General features: G+C 71.8%; 15 protein-coding genes. 5 read left to right on the plus strand and 10 right to left on the minus strand.

Annotated features, from left to right (window positions below; translation table 11 throughout):
* Window positions 1–180: 180 nt before the first annotated feature.
* From O145_RS10520 to hisH, 3 genes are all read right to left on the minus strand, one after another.
* A complete protein-coding gene (locus O145_RS10520; protein ID WP_229118500.1) occupies window positions 181–945 on the minus strand; it encodes an SseB family protein in 765 nt (254 codons plus the stop codon).
* A 542-nt stretch (window positions 946–1,487) separates the two neighbouring features.
* Window positions 1,488–2,231 (minus strand): bifunctional 1-(5-phosphoribosyl)-5-((5-phosphoribosylamino)methylideneamino)imidazole-4-carboxamide isomerase/phosphoribosylanthranilate isomerase PriA, encoded by a 744-nt coding sequence (gene priA, locus O145_RS10525; RefSeq protein ID WP_043562790.1) that lies wholly within the window; start codon window positions 2,229–2,231, stop codon window positions 1,488–1,490.
* Between the two features lie 66 nt (window positions 2,232–2,297).
* On the minus strand, window positions 2,298–2,936 hold the full coding sequence (gene hisH / locus O145_RS10530; protein WP_043562792.1) for an imidazole glycerol phosphate synthase subunit HisH: 639 nt from the start codon (window positions 2,934–2,936) through the stop codon (window positions 2,298–2,300).
* A 115-nt stretch (window positions 2,937–3,051) separates the two neighbouring features.
* Here hisH and O145_RS10535 point away from each other — a divergent pair, with 115 nt between their 5' ends.
* Complete coding sequence (locus O145_RS10535) at window positions 3,052–3,981, plus strand: polysaccharide deacetylase family protein (protein ID WP_043562794.1); 930 nt, start codon at window positions 3,052–3,054, stop codon at window positions 3,979–3,981.
* A 42-nt stretch (window positions 3,982–4,023) separates the two neighbouring features.
* Here O145_RS10535 and O145_RS19235 read toward each other — a convergent pair whose 3' ends face one another.
* From O145_RS19235 to O145_RS10555, 4 genes are all read right to left on the minus strand, one after another.
* On the minus strand, window positions 4,024–4,938 hold the full coding sequence (locus O145_RS19235) for a hypothetical protein (protein ID WP_043562796.1): 915 nt from the start codon (window positions 4,936–4,938) through the stop codon (window positions 4,024–4,026).
* On the minus strand, window positions 4,938–5,537 hold the full coding sequence (gene hisB / locus O145_RS10545; RefSeq protein ID WP_043562798.1) for an imidazoleglycerol-phosphate dehydratase HisB: 600 nt from the start codon (window positions 5,535–5,537) through the stop codon (window positions 4,938–4,940). Before hisB ends, O145_RS19235 begins: the two co-directional genes overlap by 1 nt.
* Entirely contained in the window at window positions 5,534–6,751 is a 1,218-nt protein-coding gene (locus O145_RS10550; protein ID WP_084682544.1) for a histidinol-phosphate transaminase, read from the minus strand. Before O145_RS10550 ends, hisB begins: the two co-directional genes overlap by 4 nt.
* Window positions 6,752–6,830: 79 nt before the next feature.
* Entirely contained in the window at window positions 6,831–7,130 is a 300-nt protein-coding gene (locus O145_RS10555) for a substrate-binding domain-containing protein (protein WP_043562800.1), read from the minus strand.
* Between the two features lie 180 nt (window positions 7,131–7,310).
* Here O145_RS10555 and amrB point away from each other — a divergent pair, with 180 nt between their 5' ends.
* From amrB to amrS, 3 genes are all read left to right on the plus strand, one after another.
* Window positions 7,311–8,147, plus strand: coding sequence for an AmmeMemoRadiSam system protein B (gene amrB, locus O145_RS10560; protein WP_043562802.1), 837 nt, complete (start codon window positions 7,311–7,313; stop codon window positions 8,145–8,147).
* Window positions 8,148–8,897: 750 nt separating this feature from the next.
* Window positions 8,898–9,512, plus strand: coding sequence for an AmmeMemoRadiSam system protein A (gene amrA, locus O145_RS10565; protein ID WP_043562804.1), 615 nt, complete (start codon window positions 8,898–8,900; stop codon window positions 9,510–9,512).
* The gene (gene amrS, locus O145_RS10570) at window positions 9,509–10,615 is read left to right on the plus strand and encodes an AmmeMemoRadiSam system radical SAM enzyme (protein WP_043562806.1); all 1,107 of its coding nucleotides are present in this window, start codon (window positions 9,509–9,511) and stop codon (window positions 10,613–10,615) included. Before amrA ends, amrS begins: the two co-directional genes overlap by 4 nt.
* Window positions 10,616–10,687: 72 nt before the next feature.
* Here the strand turns inward: amrS and O145_RS10575 are convergent, their stop codons facing one another.
* The 3 genes from O145_RS10575 to O145_RS17405 all read right to left on the minus strand — a co-directional run bounded on the left by O145_RS10575 (window position 10,688) and on the right by O145_RS17405 (window position 14,007).
* The gene (locus O145_RS10575) at window positions 10,688–12,655 is read right to left on the minus strand and encodes a cation:proton antiporter (RefSeq protein ID WP_043562808.1); all 1,968 of its coding nucleotides are present in this window, start codon (window positions 12,653–12,655) and stop codon (window positions 10,688–10,690) included.
* A 428-nt stretch (window positions 12,656–13,083) separates the two neighbouring features.
* Window positions 13,084–13,614: a helix-turn-helix transcriptional regulator gene (locus O145_RS16580; protein WP_052374993.1), complete on the minus strand. Its 531-nt coding sequence runs from the start codon at window positions 13,612–13,614 to the stop codon at window positions 13,084–13,086.
* Window positions 13,615–13,710: 96 nt separating this feature from the next.
* Complete coding sequence (locus O145_RS17405; RefSeq protein WP_229118501.1) at window positions 13,711–14,007, minus strand: phospholipase D-like domain-containing protein; 297 nt, start codon at window positions 14,005–14,007, stop codon at window positions 13,711–13,713.
* 278 nt (window positions 14,008–14,285) lie between these two features.
* Between O145_RS17405 and O145_RS18215 the strand changes: the two genes are divergently transcribed.
* Window positions 14,286–15,038 carry a hypothetical protein gene (locus O145_RS18215; RefSeq protein ID WP_156966720.1) on the plus strand — a complete coding sequence of 251 codons (753 nt, stop codon included), beginning with the start codon at window positions 14,286–14,288 and terminating at the stop codon, window positions 15,036–15,038.
* The last annotated feature ends 27 nt before the right edge of the window (window positions 15,039–15,065 follow it).

Here is a 15,065-nt window from a genome sequence, read left to right on the forward strand (position 1 = left end):
CGCATGACCCGGCCCCATGAGGGACCCAGGTGGGATTTCTCCGCTTGCGCGCCGGGGCAGGAACCCCGGCCGGTCGGGAAGACACTACCAGGTCGCCCATCTTTTGCCCAGGATCACCAGGACGCCGAAGTGGTGACCCCCGCCACCGAACCGGTCTCGGAGAAATGGGCCGGACGGGAGTCAGGCGGGCAGGGGGCAGAGCTCGACGGCGTCGATCAGGTCTCCCCAGGCGGGATTGACCATGATGTGCTGGCAGATCTCCAGGGTCCGGGCCACGGCGCTGCGTCCGTGGGAGGCGTCGATACGGATGAAGACCCGCAGCTCGGCGTCCTGCCCGGGGGCGAAGGCCACCCCGGTGACGCCGCCGATCTCCTCCAGCTGGGTGCGGACCTCGGCCTGGACGGGCTCGTTGCGCCATGAGGGCACCCAGTCCTCTCCTCCAGCCAGGGCAACGACGGCGGGCCGGGGCAGGCGCAGGTCCCGGCTGCCGGGGTCCAGGACCCACAGCTGGTCGGTGGACAGGCAGGCCACCTGCGCGGCGCGCCTGGGCTCGACCGGAACCGGGCGCACATCGGTCCGCCAGGCGGACATGGCCTGCGCGGACGTGAAGACCGGCATGGCGACGTGCCCGTCAGGCAGGTCGACGGCCAGGGTCGCGGCGTCCTGGGCGGCGTCATTGGTGTGGACCTCGTGGCCGGGAGCCCGCGGCTTCACGCCGGGTGCCGCCAGGTGCAGAGCGGTGCGCGGACCGGAAAGGGCGTGGGCCGCCACGGGCACAATGACGCGCGAGGCCACCAGCGCTCCCCACAGGGAGTCGAGGTACTCGTGACGCGGGCGGTCATCGGCCTCCAGGGCGGCGACGACGGCGGGGTCGGCGGCGCCGTCATCGGCGGCGAAAGGGGTGGGCGCGGCGAGGAGCCGTTCCAGCTTGGACCGAGCCGCCATGGCCGCGGCCAGCTGAGGACCGGTGACTGCGGATGCCCGGGAGGAAGATGAGCGTCCTGCGCGTTCTTCCGCAGGCGCATCCGCGGAACCTGCAGAAGCGGGGACGGACACCTGTCGTGGCGGCATGCCCGGACGGCTGCCGGGCCGGGGGCCTGTCCCGTCGTCAGACCGGGAAGCTGGGCGGGACTCACTCACGCGTCTCACGGTAGCGCGTCCGCGCCCCGGCGCCCAGATGATTGATTCCGAGGGCGCCGGTCGTGCCCGACGCGGAATCATGCCGATTCCCATCGGGCCCGAGGCCGCCGATCGTCTTAAGGCTGCGTGGGATGATCACTTTCTGCGGCGACAGGGACGGGCGGCCTCATTCTGGCGGCCGCACCCGAGCACGGGCCGAGCAGGCGCACGCAATCGCAGGCCTTGTCGCAGCAGGACCGGGGGCAGCCCCGGCGCCTGGCGGTGCGGCCGGTTCGCGGGCGCGGGCTCGTGGCCGCGGTCGGGACCGACCGGGAGGCCGCGCGAAGGTGAAGGAGGTAGCGCTGGCGTCAGCCGGCCAGGCGGTCGTGATCCTCGCCGTCGGCCACCGCCAGCGCCTCCTCAAGGGTGAAGTTGCCGTTGTACAGCGCCTTGCCGACGATCGCCCCCTCGATGCCCTCGGGCACGAGCCGCACCAGGGCGCGCAGGTCGTCGAGCTGAGCGATGCCGCCGGAGGCGACCACGGGGGCGCTCGTGCGGGCGCAGACCTGACGCAGGAGCCCGATGCTGGGACCGGACAGCGTGCCGTCCCTGGCGACGTCGGTGACCACGTAGCGGGAGCACCCGGCGGAGTCCAGGCGCGCCAGCGTCTCCCACAGGTCGCCACCCTCCCTGGTCCAGCCGCGGGCGGCCAGGGTCGTGCCTCGCACGTCGAGCCCCACGGCGATCCTCTCGCCGTGCTCGGCGATGACGCGCTCGGTCCACTCAGGGTCCTCCAGGGCGGCGGTGCCCAGGTTGACCCGGGCGGCCCCCGCGTTCAGGGCACGGCGCAGCGAGGCGTCGTCGCGGATGCCGCCGGACAGCTCGACCTTGATGCCGACCTCGCCCACGATCCGGGCCAGCAGCGGTGCGTTGGAGCCGCGGCCGAAGGCGGCGTCGAGGTCGACCAGGTGGATCCACTCGGCGCCGGCCCTCACCCAGTCGCGGGCGGCGTCGACGGGACTGCCGTAGTCGGTCTCGCTGCCGGCCTCCCCCTTGAGCAGTCGGACGGCCTTTCCGTCGGCGACATCGACGGCCGGCAGGAGAGTGAACATAGCGGATCCCTTCAGTGGTGCGGTGGGCGCAGGCGAGATGCTGCCGTTTGCCTGATTCCAGGCTGGTTACAGAGTGGTCAGCCAGTTGCGGAGCAGCCGGGCACCGGCGTCGCCGGACTTCTCGGGATGGAACTGGGTGGCGCACAGGGCACCGTTCTCGACGGCGGCCACGAAGTCCTCGCCGTGAGTGGCCCAGGTGGCGGCCGGAGGCCGCATGGGGCCGGGCCCCAGGAGCGCGGCGGGATCGGTCGTGGCCGCGTAGGAGTGGACGAAGTAGAAGCGCTGGTCGGCCACGCCGTCGAAGAGCACGGTGCCGCGGGGCGGACGGACCTCGCTCCAGCCCATGTGGGGGACGACGTCGGCCCGCAGCCGCGTCACGACCCCGGGCCACTGGCCGAGCCCCTCGCTGGTGGTCCCGTGCTCCTCGGAGCGCTCGAACATGACCTGCATACCCACGCAGATGCCGAGCACGGGCCGGCCCCCGGCCAGCCTGCGGTCGATGAGCCGGGGGGCGTCCACGGCCCGCAGCTGGTCCATGACGGCGCCGAAGGCCCCCACGCCGGGCACCACGAGTCCGGCGGCGGCCTCGACGGCGGCCCGGTCGGCGGTCAGCTCGACGTCGGCGCCGACTCGTTCCAGGGCGCGCACAGCGGAGCGGACGTTGCCGCTGCCATAGGACAGGACCACCACGCTGGGCTGACTCATGGAGCCAGCCTACCGGGGAAAACACGCCGCTCAGTCCCCGTCTCGGAGGCCGGTCCCCGCCGGACTCCTCCGGCCGGCGGCGAAGGGCCGGCGCCGACGGTGGCAGTATCTGCACATGCCCGTCTCACCATCCGGCCCCGCACGCCGCGCCGTCGTGCACGGCCTGCTGGCCGCCGCGGGGCTGACCGCCCTCGGCGCGTGCGGCCGCAGGGCCCCCGCATCCCCCTCCCCGACCGGCCCGTCGTCCACGGCGGGGCCCTCCTCACCGACCCCGGACGCCTTGCAGGCCCCGACGGCTCCCGGGGCCGCACCCGCCTCCCCCTCCCCTACGCCCGAGACCCCATCGCGCGAGGAGATCGTCGCCGAGTTCGCCGGAGGCGAGCCCACCTGGTTCGACCTGGTCGGCGAGGGCATCGTCTCGTCCACACCGTCCTCCGGCGTGTGCCTGACGCTGGACGCCTGCGGCGGCCCGGGAGGGTCGGGCGCGGACACCGCGCTGATCGATATGCTCATCGGCGACTCTGTGCCCTTCACCGCCTTCCTCAACTCCCGGTGGGTCGAGGCCAACCCGGACCTGACCGACCGCCTCGCCGCCTGCCCGACCGTGGAGATCGGCAACCACGGCACCAACCACCTGCCGATGTCGGTGACCGGCGCCTCCGCATACGGCATCCCCGGCACGCGGGACGCGGGCGAGGTGTGGGACGAGATCATGGGCAACCAGACCGCCCTGACCGAGCGCACCGGCCGGGCACCGCGCTTCTTCCGCCCCGGCACCGCCCACTGGGACGACGTCGCCCTGGCCATCGCCACCCGCCTGGGGCTGAGCGCCGCGGGCTTCTCAATCAATGGCGACGGCGGCGCCACCTTCCCCGCCGGCACCGTCGAGGCGGAGGTGGGGCGGGCCGGTGCGGGCGACGTCGTCATCTCCCACATGAACCAGCCCGCCGCGGACACCGGTGCGGGCTACCTGGCAGCCGTCCCCGCCATGCTGGCGGCGGGCACCGCCTTCCTCACGCTCTCCGACGCCCTGGCCGCGGGGTGAGCGGGGCCCGACGACAGATTCAGGCCCGCCAGCGTCCTCGGCTCAGCTCTTGCCGCCGCGGGGGCGGCGCAGCCCGCGTCCGAACCAGCGCATGGCCCGGCCGGGCTTGACCTCGGAGGACTTGACCGCCCCCTTGATGTCCTCGGCGCGGGTGACGCCCAGCAGGACGTCCTCGACCTCCTGGTCCATCGAGGCGAGCAGCAGTCCCGCGGCGGCGTCCTCGCCGGCCTCGCCGCCCGTGTAGCGGCGGGCGGTGATGGTGCCCGACAGGCCCGACTCAATGCCGACGTCAGTGGCCAGGTCGGCGGTCATCAGCACGACGCCCGCGCGGCTGAGGCGGGAGAGGGCCGAGGCGAGCTCGGCGGCCTCGGCGGGCTCGGTGTCCGCTCCCCCGAGCAGCTCGGAGACGTCCCACTCGGCGTGGGCGGACACGAACTCCTTGACCGCGAAGGCGCCGGAGCGCGAGGGCACGACCGTGCAGTCCAGGTCGCTCATGGCGCACAGGGACGCCAGGGCCTCGGCGCTCGCCAGGGGCGTCAGGACGACGGCAACCTTGACCGCCTGCGGCGTCTGGGGCGCCTCGGCATTCAGCGCGGCCGCCAAGGAGTCCGCCTCGGCGGCCTGCTCCGGGGTCAGCCCGTCCGGGTCGTCGTGGTGGTCCGGCTCCCGGTCGGCCGGGCCCCGGGCGCCGGCCAGCGGCTCTCGCGGCGCCGTGTAGGTGTTGTGGGGCACGTCGTCCACGGAGATGACCGACGGCCCGGTCTCGTCGAGGGACTCCAGGTCCGCCTGCATCTCGTCGGGCAGTGACAGCCCCTCCATCATCGCGGCGAACTCGGCGTCGATGTCGGGCTGGGGCCCGCCGTCGTCGGCCCTGCCCGCACCGGTCTGCTTGTCGGGGCCCTCGGGTCGGTCGCGGTCCTCGGGGTTCTGCTGGGGTGTGGAGTTGGAGTCGTTCATCACAGTGCTCCCTTGGTCGAGGGGATGCCGTGAACGCGCGGGTCGGGCTCGACGGCGGTGCGCAGGGCGCGGGCAAGGGCCTTGAACTCCGCCTCGGCGATGTGGTGGGGGTCGCGTCCGGAGACGACGCGCACGTGCAGGCAGATGCCAGCATGATAGGCGATGGCCTCGAAGGCGTGGCGGACCATCGAACCGGTGAAGTGCCCGCCGATGAGGTGGTGGACGAAGGCCTCGGACTCGCCGTCGTGAACCAGGTAGGGGCGGCCCGAGACATCGACGACGGCCTGGGCCAGGGCCTCGTCCAGCGGCACGAGGGCGTCGCCGAAGCGGCGGATGCCGCGCTTGTCCCCCAGGGCGGCGCGCAGGGCCTCGCCGATGCAGATGGCCGTGTCCTCCACCGTGTGGTGGACGTCGATGTGGGTGTCGCCGGTGGCGCGCACCGTCAGGTCGATCAGGGAGTGCTTGCCCAGGGCTGTGAGCATGTGGTCGTAGAAGGGGACCGTGGTGGAGATGTCGGTGGCGCCGGTACCGTCGAGGTCGAGCTCGACGACGACATCGGACTCGCTGGTGGTGCGCTCGATGCGGGCGGTGCGGCTCATGCGCTCTTCTCCTGGTTGTCCTGGTTGCTGTTCCTGCTGCTCCTGCCCGCGCCCTCGTGGGCGTCGTCCGCCAGAACGCCGGCGAGGGCGATGCGGAAGGCGTCCATCTCCTCGGGCGTGCCGATGCTGACCCGAAGGTACCCCTCCGGGCCGACCACACGGATGAGGACGCCGCGCTCCAGCAGGGAGCGCCAGACGGCGTCGCGGTCCTCGAAGGGTCCGAACAGCACGAAGTTGGCGTCCGAGTCGTGGGCGGTCAGGCCCCACTCTCGCAGCCGGGCCACCAGGGCGTCGCGCTCGGCCCGCAGGGAGGCGACCTGGCTCATGAGCTCCTCGCGATGGGAGAGAGCGGCCAGGGCGGCCGCCTGGGTGAGCGCGGACAGGTGGTAGGGCAGGCGGACGACGCGCAGGGCGTCGATCAGCTCGCGGGAGGCGGCGAGGTAGCCCAGGCGCAGCCCGGCCGCCCCGAAGGCCTTGGACATGGTGCGGGCCACCGCCAGGTGCGGGTAGCGGGGGCCGCTGTCGCCACCGCCGGCCCGCTCGGCGAGCAGTTCCAGGGCGCTGGGCACACCGGGGCGGCGGAACTCGCCGTAGGCCTCGTCGATGACGACGGCGACGTCGGCCGGGGCGCCGCCGGGGCCCGCGGGCCCGCGGCCGCGGGCGGCCTCCAGGATCGTGCGCACGTCGTCCAGCGGCAGGACGGTGCCGGTGGGGTTGTTGGGGCTGGCGAGGACGAGGACGGCGGGGCGAAGGCGTTCGACGGCATCGGCGACGGCCACGGTGTCGAGGGTGAAGTCCTCCCGGCGCGGCCCGGTGACGTAGTCGGTGAGGGTGTCGCGCGCGTACTCGGGGTACATGGAGTAGGTGGGGGTGAAGGACAGGCAGGCGCGCCCCGGGCCGCCGAAGGCCTGGAGCACATGGAGCATGACCTCGTTGGAGCCGTTGGCCGCCCAGATCCTCTCCGGCCCCAGGCGCACCCCGGACTCGACGGCGAGGTAGTCGGCCAGGGCGCGGCGCAGGGCGGGGAAGTCGCGGTCCGGGTAGCGGTTGAGGCCGCCCGCGGCCCCAGCGGCGGCCCGGGCGATGGACTCGACGACGGCCTTGGAGGGTGCGTAGGGGTTCTCGTTGACGTTGAGGCGCACGGGCACGTCGAGCTCGGGGGCCCCGTAGGGCTCTGCGCCCTCCAGGCCGGGCCGCAGGGGAAGAGTGCTCACGCACGGGAGTCTACGGCCCCGGCGTCCCGGGCGCTCCCACGGCGCCGCCCTGCCTGCCGGTTCGCACGGTACTACTGGGCTACTGAGCAGTCGGAGACGGTCCCGAAGACTTCCGGACGATCAAGGATCCGTGGACGAGCTGGTACTCCGGCACCAGGACCTCCGGACCGGACCGGTCCGCGGCGATCGCGTCGACAAGACGGTCCGCCGCGAGCCTGCCCTTGGTGCGGATCGACTGACGGACCGTCGTCAGGCTCGGATGCGCCCGGCGGGCCTCGGGAACATCATCGAAACCAGTGACGGAGACCTCCTCGGGCACCGCGACGGTGACAGCCGTCGGCCCGACCGGCAAGCAGCCGACTTTCACGGCTTCGGGCATCTATCCCACCTGCTGACAGGGCGTTTAAGAGTTTAATAACAGGACTGTCAGACCTGGGCCCGCAGCAGGAAAGACTCTTGTCAGAACCTGATCAAGCAGGGTCCTGCGCCGGTGGGGCCCCGCGGGGCGGGACGGCCAGGTAGCCTGGAGGGGCCAGGCGATCCAGGGAGGGCGATCCTCATGAGCCAGTCGTCACACCAGTCCCAGCAGGTGCGCCCACCGGCGGTGGCGGGCCTGTTCTACCCCGCCGAGCCCGCCCGCCTGCGGGCCGACGTGGAGGCCATGCTTCAGACGGCGCGCCGCGAAGTCGGCGCCGTCGGCGATACTCCCCCGGCGGCGCTGATCGTGCCTCACGCCGGCTATGTCTACTCGGGCCCCACCGCCGCCCTGGCCTGGGCGCAGGCCGAGACCCTGCGAGGAGCAGTCCGCAGGGTCGTCATGCTCGGGCCCACGCACCGGGTGGGCGTGCGCGCCCTCGCCCTGCCCGGCTGCCGGGCCATGGACACCCCGCTGGGAGCGGTGGGCGTGGAGGTCCCGCCGCAGATCGAGGCGCTGGCCGACGCCGGGCTGGTGGTCACCCGGCCCGACGTCCACGCCGCCGAGCACTCCCTGGAGGTCCAGCTCCCCTTCCTGGCCGTCGTCCTGCCCGGGGTGAGCGTGGTGCCCCTGGCCGTGGGCTGGGTCTCCCCGGACCGGGCCGCCGAGGCGATCCGCCCCTTCCTGGGCAGCCCGGACACCCTGGTGGTGATCAGCTCGGACCTGTCCCACTACCTGCCCCAGTCCGAGGCCCGGAGGGTGGACGACGCGACCATCGAGCGCATCCTGGCGCTGCGCGCGGACATCAGCCACGAGGAGGCCTGTGGCGCCACCGGCGTGGACGCCCTGCTGCTGGCCGCCGCCGAGCAGGGTCTGAGCCCGCGGCTGCTCGGGGCGGCGACCTCCGCCGACACCATCGGCACCCCCGACCGGGTGGTGGGCTACGCCGCCATCGCCCTCTACGATCAGGCGGGCGCGTGAGCTGGTCAGCCGCCCCGACGACGGCGCGGATGTGAACCGATCTCGGTGTGGATTGCGGTGTGTCAGCGCACTTGAGGCAGTGCCCGGCGGGTAGTGCGCCGGCTGCGGGGTGTGGGGTGTCGGGATCGGTAGGTGGCCGCGGGCCCCGTGGCGCGCCCGACAGTACGTCAGGGACAGGACCATCCGGATCGCACGCCGGACCTGTGCGGCACTGGCCTTGAGAGCGCCCCGGCGCTCCCGCTAGGGCTGTGTCGGGGGTGTGAGCGTGGGGCGGTGGAGGTGGTCTTCTCCGATTCTTCCTCGATGTTGCACATGGGAGAGTGGGGCCTTTGCGGGGTGGGGGCCGGTTTCCGGCAGAATCATGCGTTTTCCCATCGGCCGTCATGTGTGGTTGTCGGGCTCCCATGTGCGTTGAGGGGGGCCTGCGCACATGGGAGCAGGGTCATGGTCGCCACCGAAACCGTTTTTCCGCATGATTCCAGGGTTTCTGCCGACGTGGGGCGCGCGCGAATGTGCAACACCGTCACCCCAGCACCCGCAGGCCCCCGGCAGAGCCGCCCCACGGCCGCACAACCCGACTCGTGCGTCCATCTCAACGACCAGAGAACAGCCCTCATGTCACTGGGCCGGAAGTGAACCGATCTCGGCGCGGAAATCGACCGATCTCAGTGAGGGGAGGCGGCCCCAGGGGTGGACGCGACGGCACTCGGGCACGCACTATGGAAGAGCATCACTGAGGAGGCGCACGCCATGACTCTCGAACTGCCCACCGACGCCGGTCTCATCCTCCTGCCGCTGGCCCGCAGCGCCATCGCCCACCGGCTCGGCCTGGACCACCCCGCCGTCGTCGAGAGGGCCGCCTGGCTGGAGGAGCCCGGAGCGAGCTTCGTGACCCTGACCTCGGGGCGGCTGCCGGGCGGCCCCCTGCGAGGCTGCATCGGCACCCTCCAGGCCCACCGCCCGCTGCGCGACGACGTGGAGGCCAACGCGGTCGCCGCGGCCACGCGCGACCCCCGTTTCCCACCCCTGAGCCGGGCCGAACTGGAGGACGCCATCGTCGAGGTCTCCGTCCTGTCCGCCCCGACCGCCCTGCCGGTGGCCGACGAGGCCGAGCTCCTGGCCCGGCTGCGCCCCGGCGTGGACGGCGTCATCCTGTCGGATGCCGGCCACCGCGCGACCTTCCTGCCCCAGGTGTGGGAGCAGCTGCCCGACCCGGCCGACTTCCTGGCCCACCTGCGCCGCAAGGCTGGCCTGCCAGCCGGCCACTGGGAGCGCGACCTCACGATCGAGACCTACACGGTGACCGCCTGGCAGGAGACCGAGGCCGGTATCCCCTCGGGCGAGGCGCGGGGAGACCCGTCATGAGCGCGCAGGCCGCCGGGGCGGCGGCCGCCGAGCCCCACGTCGCCCGGTGGTGGCGGGCGATGCCGGACGGGCGGCTGCGCTGCGAGGTGTGCCCCCGCCAGTGCACCCTGCGCGACGGCCAGCGCGGCTTCTGCTTCGTGCGGGCCCGCGTCGGGGACGCCATCGTGCTGACCACCTACGGGCGCTCCTCCGGCTTCGTCCTGGACCCGATCGAGAAGAAGCCCCTGGCGCACGTGCTGCCCGGCTCGACGATCCTGTCCTTCGGGACGGCGGGCTGCAACCTGGCGTGCAAGTACTGCCAGAACTGGGAGATCTCCACCTCCCGAGACATCGACACCCTCGCCGCGCCCGCCACCCCGCGGGCCCTGGCCCGGACCGCCGCCGACGTGGGCGCCGCGGGGGTGGCCTTCACCTACAACGACCCGGTGGTCTTCGCCGAGTACGCCATCGACACCGCCGCCGCCTGCCGCGAGGCGGGCCTGCTGACCGTGGCAGTGTCCGCGGGGTGGATCAGCCCCAAGCCGTGCGACGCGCTGTTCGGCGCCGTCGACGCCGCCAACATCGACCTCAAGGGCTTCACCGACGACTTCTACCGGCGCGTGACCGGGGCGCGCCTGGCCGACGTGCTCGACACGCTCGTGCGGGTGCGCGCCCTGGGCACCTGGCTGGAGATCACCACCCTGCTCATTCCCGGGCGCAACGACTCCGACGCCGAGATCGCCGCCGAGTGCGCCTGGATCGTCGCCGAGCTCGGGGGCGAGGTGCCCGTGCACTTCTCCGCCTTCCACCCGGCGCACCGGATGCTGGACGTGCCGCGCACCCCGGCCTCAACCCTGGAGCGGGCCCGGGCGATCGCCCGCGACGCCGGGATCGCCCACGTCTACCTCGGCAATGTGCGCACCAGCGGCGGCTCCTCCACCCGCTGCGCCGGCTGCGGGGCGCTCCTGGTGGACCGCGCCGGCTACCGGGTCACCGACTACCGGATCACGCCCGAGGGCGCCTGCCCGCAGTGCGGCCGCAAGGTGGCGGGCATCTGGGACCCGGCCGGCCCGCCGCCCGCGGTGGGCCAGTGGTGGCCGCGGCGGGTCGCCGTCGGAGCATGACCCGGGCGGCCCGACGGCGCCTGATGCCGACGGTCGCGCGGGCTCGGCGGCGCTCCCGGCGCCCGGCGGGAGTCACTGGGGCTGGGAGGTCAGCATGATCTCCTCGTAGTCCAGGCGGGTGAGGGCGTACTCGATGGAGCCCGCCGAGTACAGGCCCAGCTCCCCGGCGTCCAGGAGCGCCTCGCGCTGAGCGCGGACCATGTCCAGGGTCGTGGCCCGAGCGGCGGCGATCTCGCGGTGGCGGACCTCGGGGTCCTTCCACGCCTCCGCGGCCAGGGCGGCCGAGACGACGTAGTCGCCGTTGTCCTTGCGCACAATGTGAGTGGTCAGGTCCGAGGTGCTCCTCGGGACGACTCCCACCACCGTCCCCGTGGCCTGCTGGGAGGCGTCGGGCTCCGGTGCGGGGCCGGACGGCTCGATGGGATCACCGTCGTCGTGCTCGATGACCGTGCTGGGGGACTCCGCCTCCCGGCGGTCCGCCCCGCCGAGGTCCGCGTCGTCGCGCTCGGCAATGACCTCCTTGGCAGCGGTGATCAGGAGGCGGATGAGCTCGCCGCGCTCCTCCTCGTCGGCGGGCCCCTCTATGGAGGGGCGCACGGCCCTGACCACCCACGGGAGCGTCAGGCCCTGGATGACGAGGGATCCCGCGGCCACGAGGATGGCGATCAGGAGGAGGAAGGAGCGGTTGGGGGCCGAGGCGGGCAGGGTCTGGGCGGCCGCGAGGGTGACGGCGCCGCGCATCCCGGCCCAGACGATGACAGCTCCCTCCCTCAGGCCCAGCGGCTCGTCGCGGTAGTACTCCACATCCGCGCCGCGACGGCGGATCCGGCCCACGGCGCGGGAGGCGCGGCGCTGGGCCCGCTCGGGGCTGGTGGGCAGGCGGTGCAGCCTGAGCGCCCGCTTGAGGCGGCGCCTGATCCCGCGCCGGTGCGGGTCCCAGGGGATCTGCATCTCCTCGGGGACCTCGCCGTGGGCGATGGCCTGACAGCGTCTCTCAAAGGCCTGGACGGACTCGCTCATCTCCTCCCAGCGGGTGGCGTGCCGCTCGGCGCGGCGGCGCAGCCAGACCAGCATGGGGGCCACGACGGCGGCCCGCACCAGCACCGTGAGCCCTCCGGCGAGGGCGGCGAGCCAGGCTGCGATGGCGATGCTGGGGCCCTCGGCCAGGACGTCCTCGACGATGCCGAAGAACTGCAGGCCCATGACGAGGAAGATGAATCCCTCCAGGACGAGCTCGACGGTGTGCCAGGTCTCCTGCCCGGCGATCCGGTGGTCGGGGGGCAGGATGCGCGGGGCCCGGTGGCCGGTGACCAGGCCGGCGATGACGGCGGCTACGAGTCCACTGCCGCCCAGGTGCTCGGCGGGGATGGCGGCGAGGAAGGGGATGGTGAAGGAGATGACCGTGTCCACGGATGCGTCCGTGATGCGGGCCCGCAGGTGCAGGGTCAGCTCGCCGACCGCCCATCCCACGGCCAGGGCCACGAGGACGGCGGCGGCGAAGCTGCCCGCGACTCCCCCCACGGTCACGGTGCCGGCGGTTGCGGCGCCGCTGGCGGAGGACAGGACCACCAGGGCGGTGGCGTCGTTGAGGAGGCCCTCGCCCTCCAGGACGGTGATTATGCGCTGGGAGACGCCCAGGCGCCTGGCTATGGAGATGGCGACGGCGTCGGTGGGGCTCAGGACGGCGCCCATGGCGATGGCCCACGCCAGGGACAGGCTCGGGACCACGAGGGTGAGGACGGCGCCGATGACTCCGGCGGAGACGGCCACGAGGAGGACCGCCAGGACCGCCACGGAGGCGAGCTCGCGGCGGAAGTTGATGGTGGAGATATTGACGGCGGTGGCGTACAGGAGGGGCGGGAGGACTCCTTCGAGGATGATCTCCGGCTCGATCTCGATGGCGGGCACGGCCGGCAGGAAGCCGACGACGATGCCGGCCGCGAGCAGCAGGAGCGCCGGGGCGACCCGGACGCGGTCGCTGATCTGGGTGGCGCCGGCGATCGCCAGCAGGCCCGCCACGGCGATAATGAGGAGGTCCATGGGGCAAGCCTACGGCCCTGGTGGCCGCGGGTCTGTGGCCCCGCAGACCGAGCGGCGCGTCCCCTTCGCCGAGATCGGTTCACTTCCGCGTCGAGATCTGTTCTGACGGAGCCTTCCCGGCTGACGCCGTCAGAGAGCCGGCCATGACCCGCAGGCGGTGGGCAGCCAGCGATTGCGTGGATGCTGCGTTCGCGCTTCTCGCGTCCGTTGAGATGCGGCCCGAGACGGCTCGGAAGCTCGAGGGTCTGGCGGCGCGCTGTCGTTCTACCTGCGTCAGGCGGCCGAGGAGCGCGTCGATGCGCTCGTCCGGGGGCACGACGTCCTGGCCGACGCCGAGGGCGTCCGTACCGGGCGTATCCCCGCATCCCCGCTCACCGAGGTGGAGGCGGATCTTGGCCTGGGCAGTCTGGAGGGTCGAGCTCTCGGCCTTAAGGCGTGACTACCGGTCTCGGATTTGTCGGTGATTGTTGCGGCTCCTTTTGTGAGCTCGCGAGACGCTCGTGAGACGCCTCGATCCAGGCGTTAATGATGTCGGCCTCGGGCTGGGACGGGTAGCGCACGCCATTGTCGGCGGCCCGTCCGCAGGAGAGCGCCCAGGCCCACACGTCGTGCCAGGACCAGACTCCCCCGCCGACGGGGTTGACCGCGAGCGGGAAGTCGTCCCGGCGCCTGCCGGAGGTCCAGTTCTGGACGGCCTGGCGCGTCACGCCCAGACGGGCGGCGATCTCGGAGCGGGTGAGGAGGTCCGGCACCAGGCGCAGGATCCGCAGGCCGTGGGACTGGAGCTCGGTCACCATTGTGCGGGCGGCGCGGTCGAAATCGTTTCCCTCTGCCAGCACGGTGACGAACTCGTGGCCGGTGTGATCGGTGCCGACCGTCGCCTCGTAGTCGTTGATGAGCGTGTCAATCAGGCCGTCGTCAACGTGCTCCACGTGGAAGGTCATCTCAAACAGGTTCATCGTCCAAGTCCTTCTCGAAGGGCCCCACGTATGGGCAGTACAACGCAGACAAACTCCGCCGTACGGTGACCAGACTGCGCTGCCGCCAGGCCGTTGTCAATCGTCAACAGGCTTTGTGCCGGGCCGGACCCGCTCGTAGAGGAGGGGCTCCAGGGCGCGCATGCGCTCCTCGACGGCGCGGGTCAGGAGCGCATCGTCCAGGCGCAGGCCGAGCTCGACATTGCGCTCCTCGGCGCTGATCGACATGTTGGCGCTGGTGACAATGAGTATCTGGCCGTCCACCGCCACGAACTTGGCGTGGTTGCGCACGCACCACACCGTCAGGCCCGGGACAGGCGCAGGACCGACCGTCCATGCACTGGCGCCTGGATCGGCCTCCTCTGCGTTGGCCATACCTTTCGGCTGTAGAAGATCCGCACATCGGGCGCCTTGGGACATGGCAGGAAGGCCAGGCAAGACGAGAACACCATGCGTGAGGTGGTCCGCCCTGATCGTCTCCCCGGACTGAGCACCGCACCGACTCAACACGCGGCGACCTGAGCACAGCAGAGTCCACCAGCGAACTCGTGGACTATCTGCACCGGGTGCGCGACGCGACCGTCACGCGAGGACCGCCACTGCGCGCCTGTCTCCACGACCTTGCCGTCCCTTCACGCGGTAGAATGTAAGGCATGGGACGCCAAGCCGGTTACTACGAATGGGACAACGACAAACTAACTCCAGGACGGAAGAAGGAGGGCGGGTGGCACCAGAATCTCTACGACGCAGACGGCCGCCTGAAAGGAAACGCCCGATTCGTCCCCGTTGACGAATCAGAATCCGAAACGTACTACGCCACCGAGGCGACGTATGCCTCTAACGACGAACATCAACTTACGGAGGAGCAGGAAGAACGCGCGCAGATGATTGCCGAAGTCCTCTCTGATCTGATCACCATCGGCATTGAACGAACTAAGCCGCATGTCAAGAGATGGTGGAAGGAGACCGCCTTTCCGTTCATATCCATACAGACTTCCAAGATCCGTCTCCGACGACGCGAGCACGGGAATTCATGGGAAAGTATCGAGAGAGGAAACCCCATCGTTGAGACCGACGCACCCGAACCCCCTCGGATGTCAAGCGCCGAAGCTCAAGCCCGCGTATTGGCCGCGATTGCGGCCCGCGCCTATAGCGACGAACAAATGCGGAAAGTCTTCAATGCCCGCATCGTCGACGCACAGGACGCGGTCGATGTCAGTCAGATACTCTCGAAAATCCCTCGGGAGGAGCTCTTTGCGATTATCGAGCGCATGGTGCGCAATCCGGCGATGCTGGAGGACTCCAACCTAGCAGACCTCGCAGGTATCCTGCACTCTGCGCAGCAGACAGCCTACGACCCTATTGAACGTGACAACAGCGATCGAGAGCACCTCAACCACTATTAGACCGGTCGTCAGGCCGGATCTACTCTC

The sequence above is a fragment of the Actinomyces israelii DSM 43320 genome (assembly GCF_000711965.1).
In the GTDB taxonomy this organism is placed as follows: Bacteria; Actinomycetota; Actinomycetes; order Actinomycetales; family Actinomycetaceae; genus Actinomyces; species Actinomyces israelii.

Bases quoted from the DNA above. Each gene is read 5' to 3' on its own strand.
- O145_RS10520 (WP_229118500.1), bottom strand. From the start codon at position 945: ATGGCGGCTCGGTCCAAGCTGGAACGGCTCCTCGCCGCGCCCACCCCT.
- priA (WP_043562790.1), bottom strand. From the start codon at position 2,231: ATGTTCACTCTCCTGCCGGCCGTCGATGTCGCCGACGGAAAGGCCGTC.
- hisH (WP_043562792.1), bottom strand. From the start codon at position 2,936: ATGAGTCAGCCCAGCGTGGTGGTCCTGTCCTATGGCAGCGGCAACGTC.
- O145_RS10535 (WP_043562794.1), top strand. From the start codon at position 3,052: ATGCCCGTCTCACCATCCGGCCCCGCACGCCGCGCCGTCGTGCACGGC.
- O145_RS19235 (WP_043562796.1), bottom strand. From the start codon at position 4,938: ATGAACGACTCCAACTCCACACCCCAGCAGAACCCCGAGGACCGCGAC.
- hisB (WP_043562798.1), bottom strand. From the start codon at position 5,537: ATGAGCCGCACCGCCCGCATCGAGCGCACCACCAGCGAGTCCGATGTC.
- O145_RS10555 (WP_043562800.1), bottom strand. From the start codon at position 7,130: ATGCCCGAAGCCGTGAAAGTCGGCTGCTTGCCGGTCGGGCCGACGGCT.
- amrB (WP_043562802.1), top strand. From the start codon at position 7,311: ATGAGCCAGTCGTCACACCAGTCCCAGCAGGTGCGCCCACCGGCGGTG.
- amrA (WP_043562804.1), top strand. From the start codon at position 8,898: ATGACTCTCGAACTGCCCACCGACGCCGGTCTCATCCTCCTGCCGCTG.
- amrS (WP_043562806.1), top strand. From the start codon at position 9,509: ATGAGCGCGCAGGCCGCCGGGGCGGCGGCCGCCGAGCCCCACGTCGCC.
- O145_RS10575 (WP_043562808.1), bottom strand. From the start codon at position 12,655: ATGGACCTCCTCATTATCGCCGTGGCGGGCCTGCTGGCGATCGCCGGC.
- O145_RS16580 (WP_052374993.1), bottom strand. From the start codon at position 13,614: ATGAACCTGTTTGAGATGACCTTCCACGTGGAGCACGTTGACGACGGC.
- O145_RS17405 (WP_229118501.1), bottom strand. From the start codon at position 14,007: ATGGCCAACGCAGAGGAGGCCGATCCAGGCGCCAGTGCATGGACGGTC.
- O145_RS18215 (WP_156966720.1), top strand. From the start codon at position 14,286: ATGGGACGCCAAGCCGGTTACTACGAATGGGACAACGACAAACTAACT.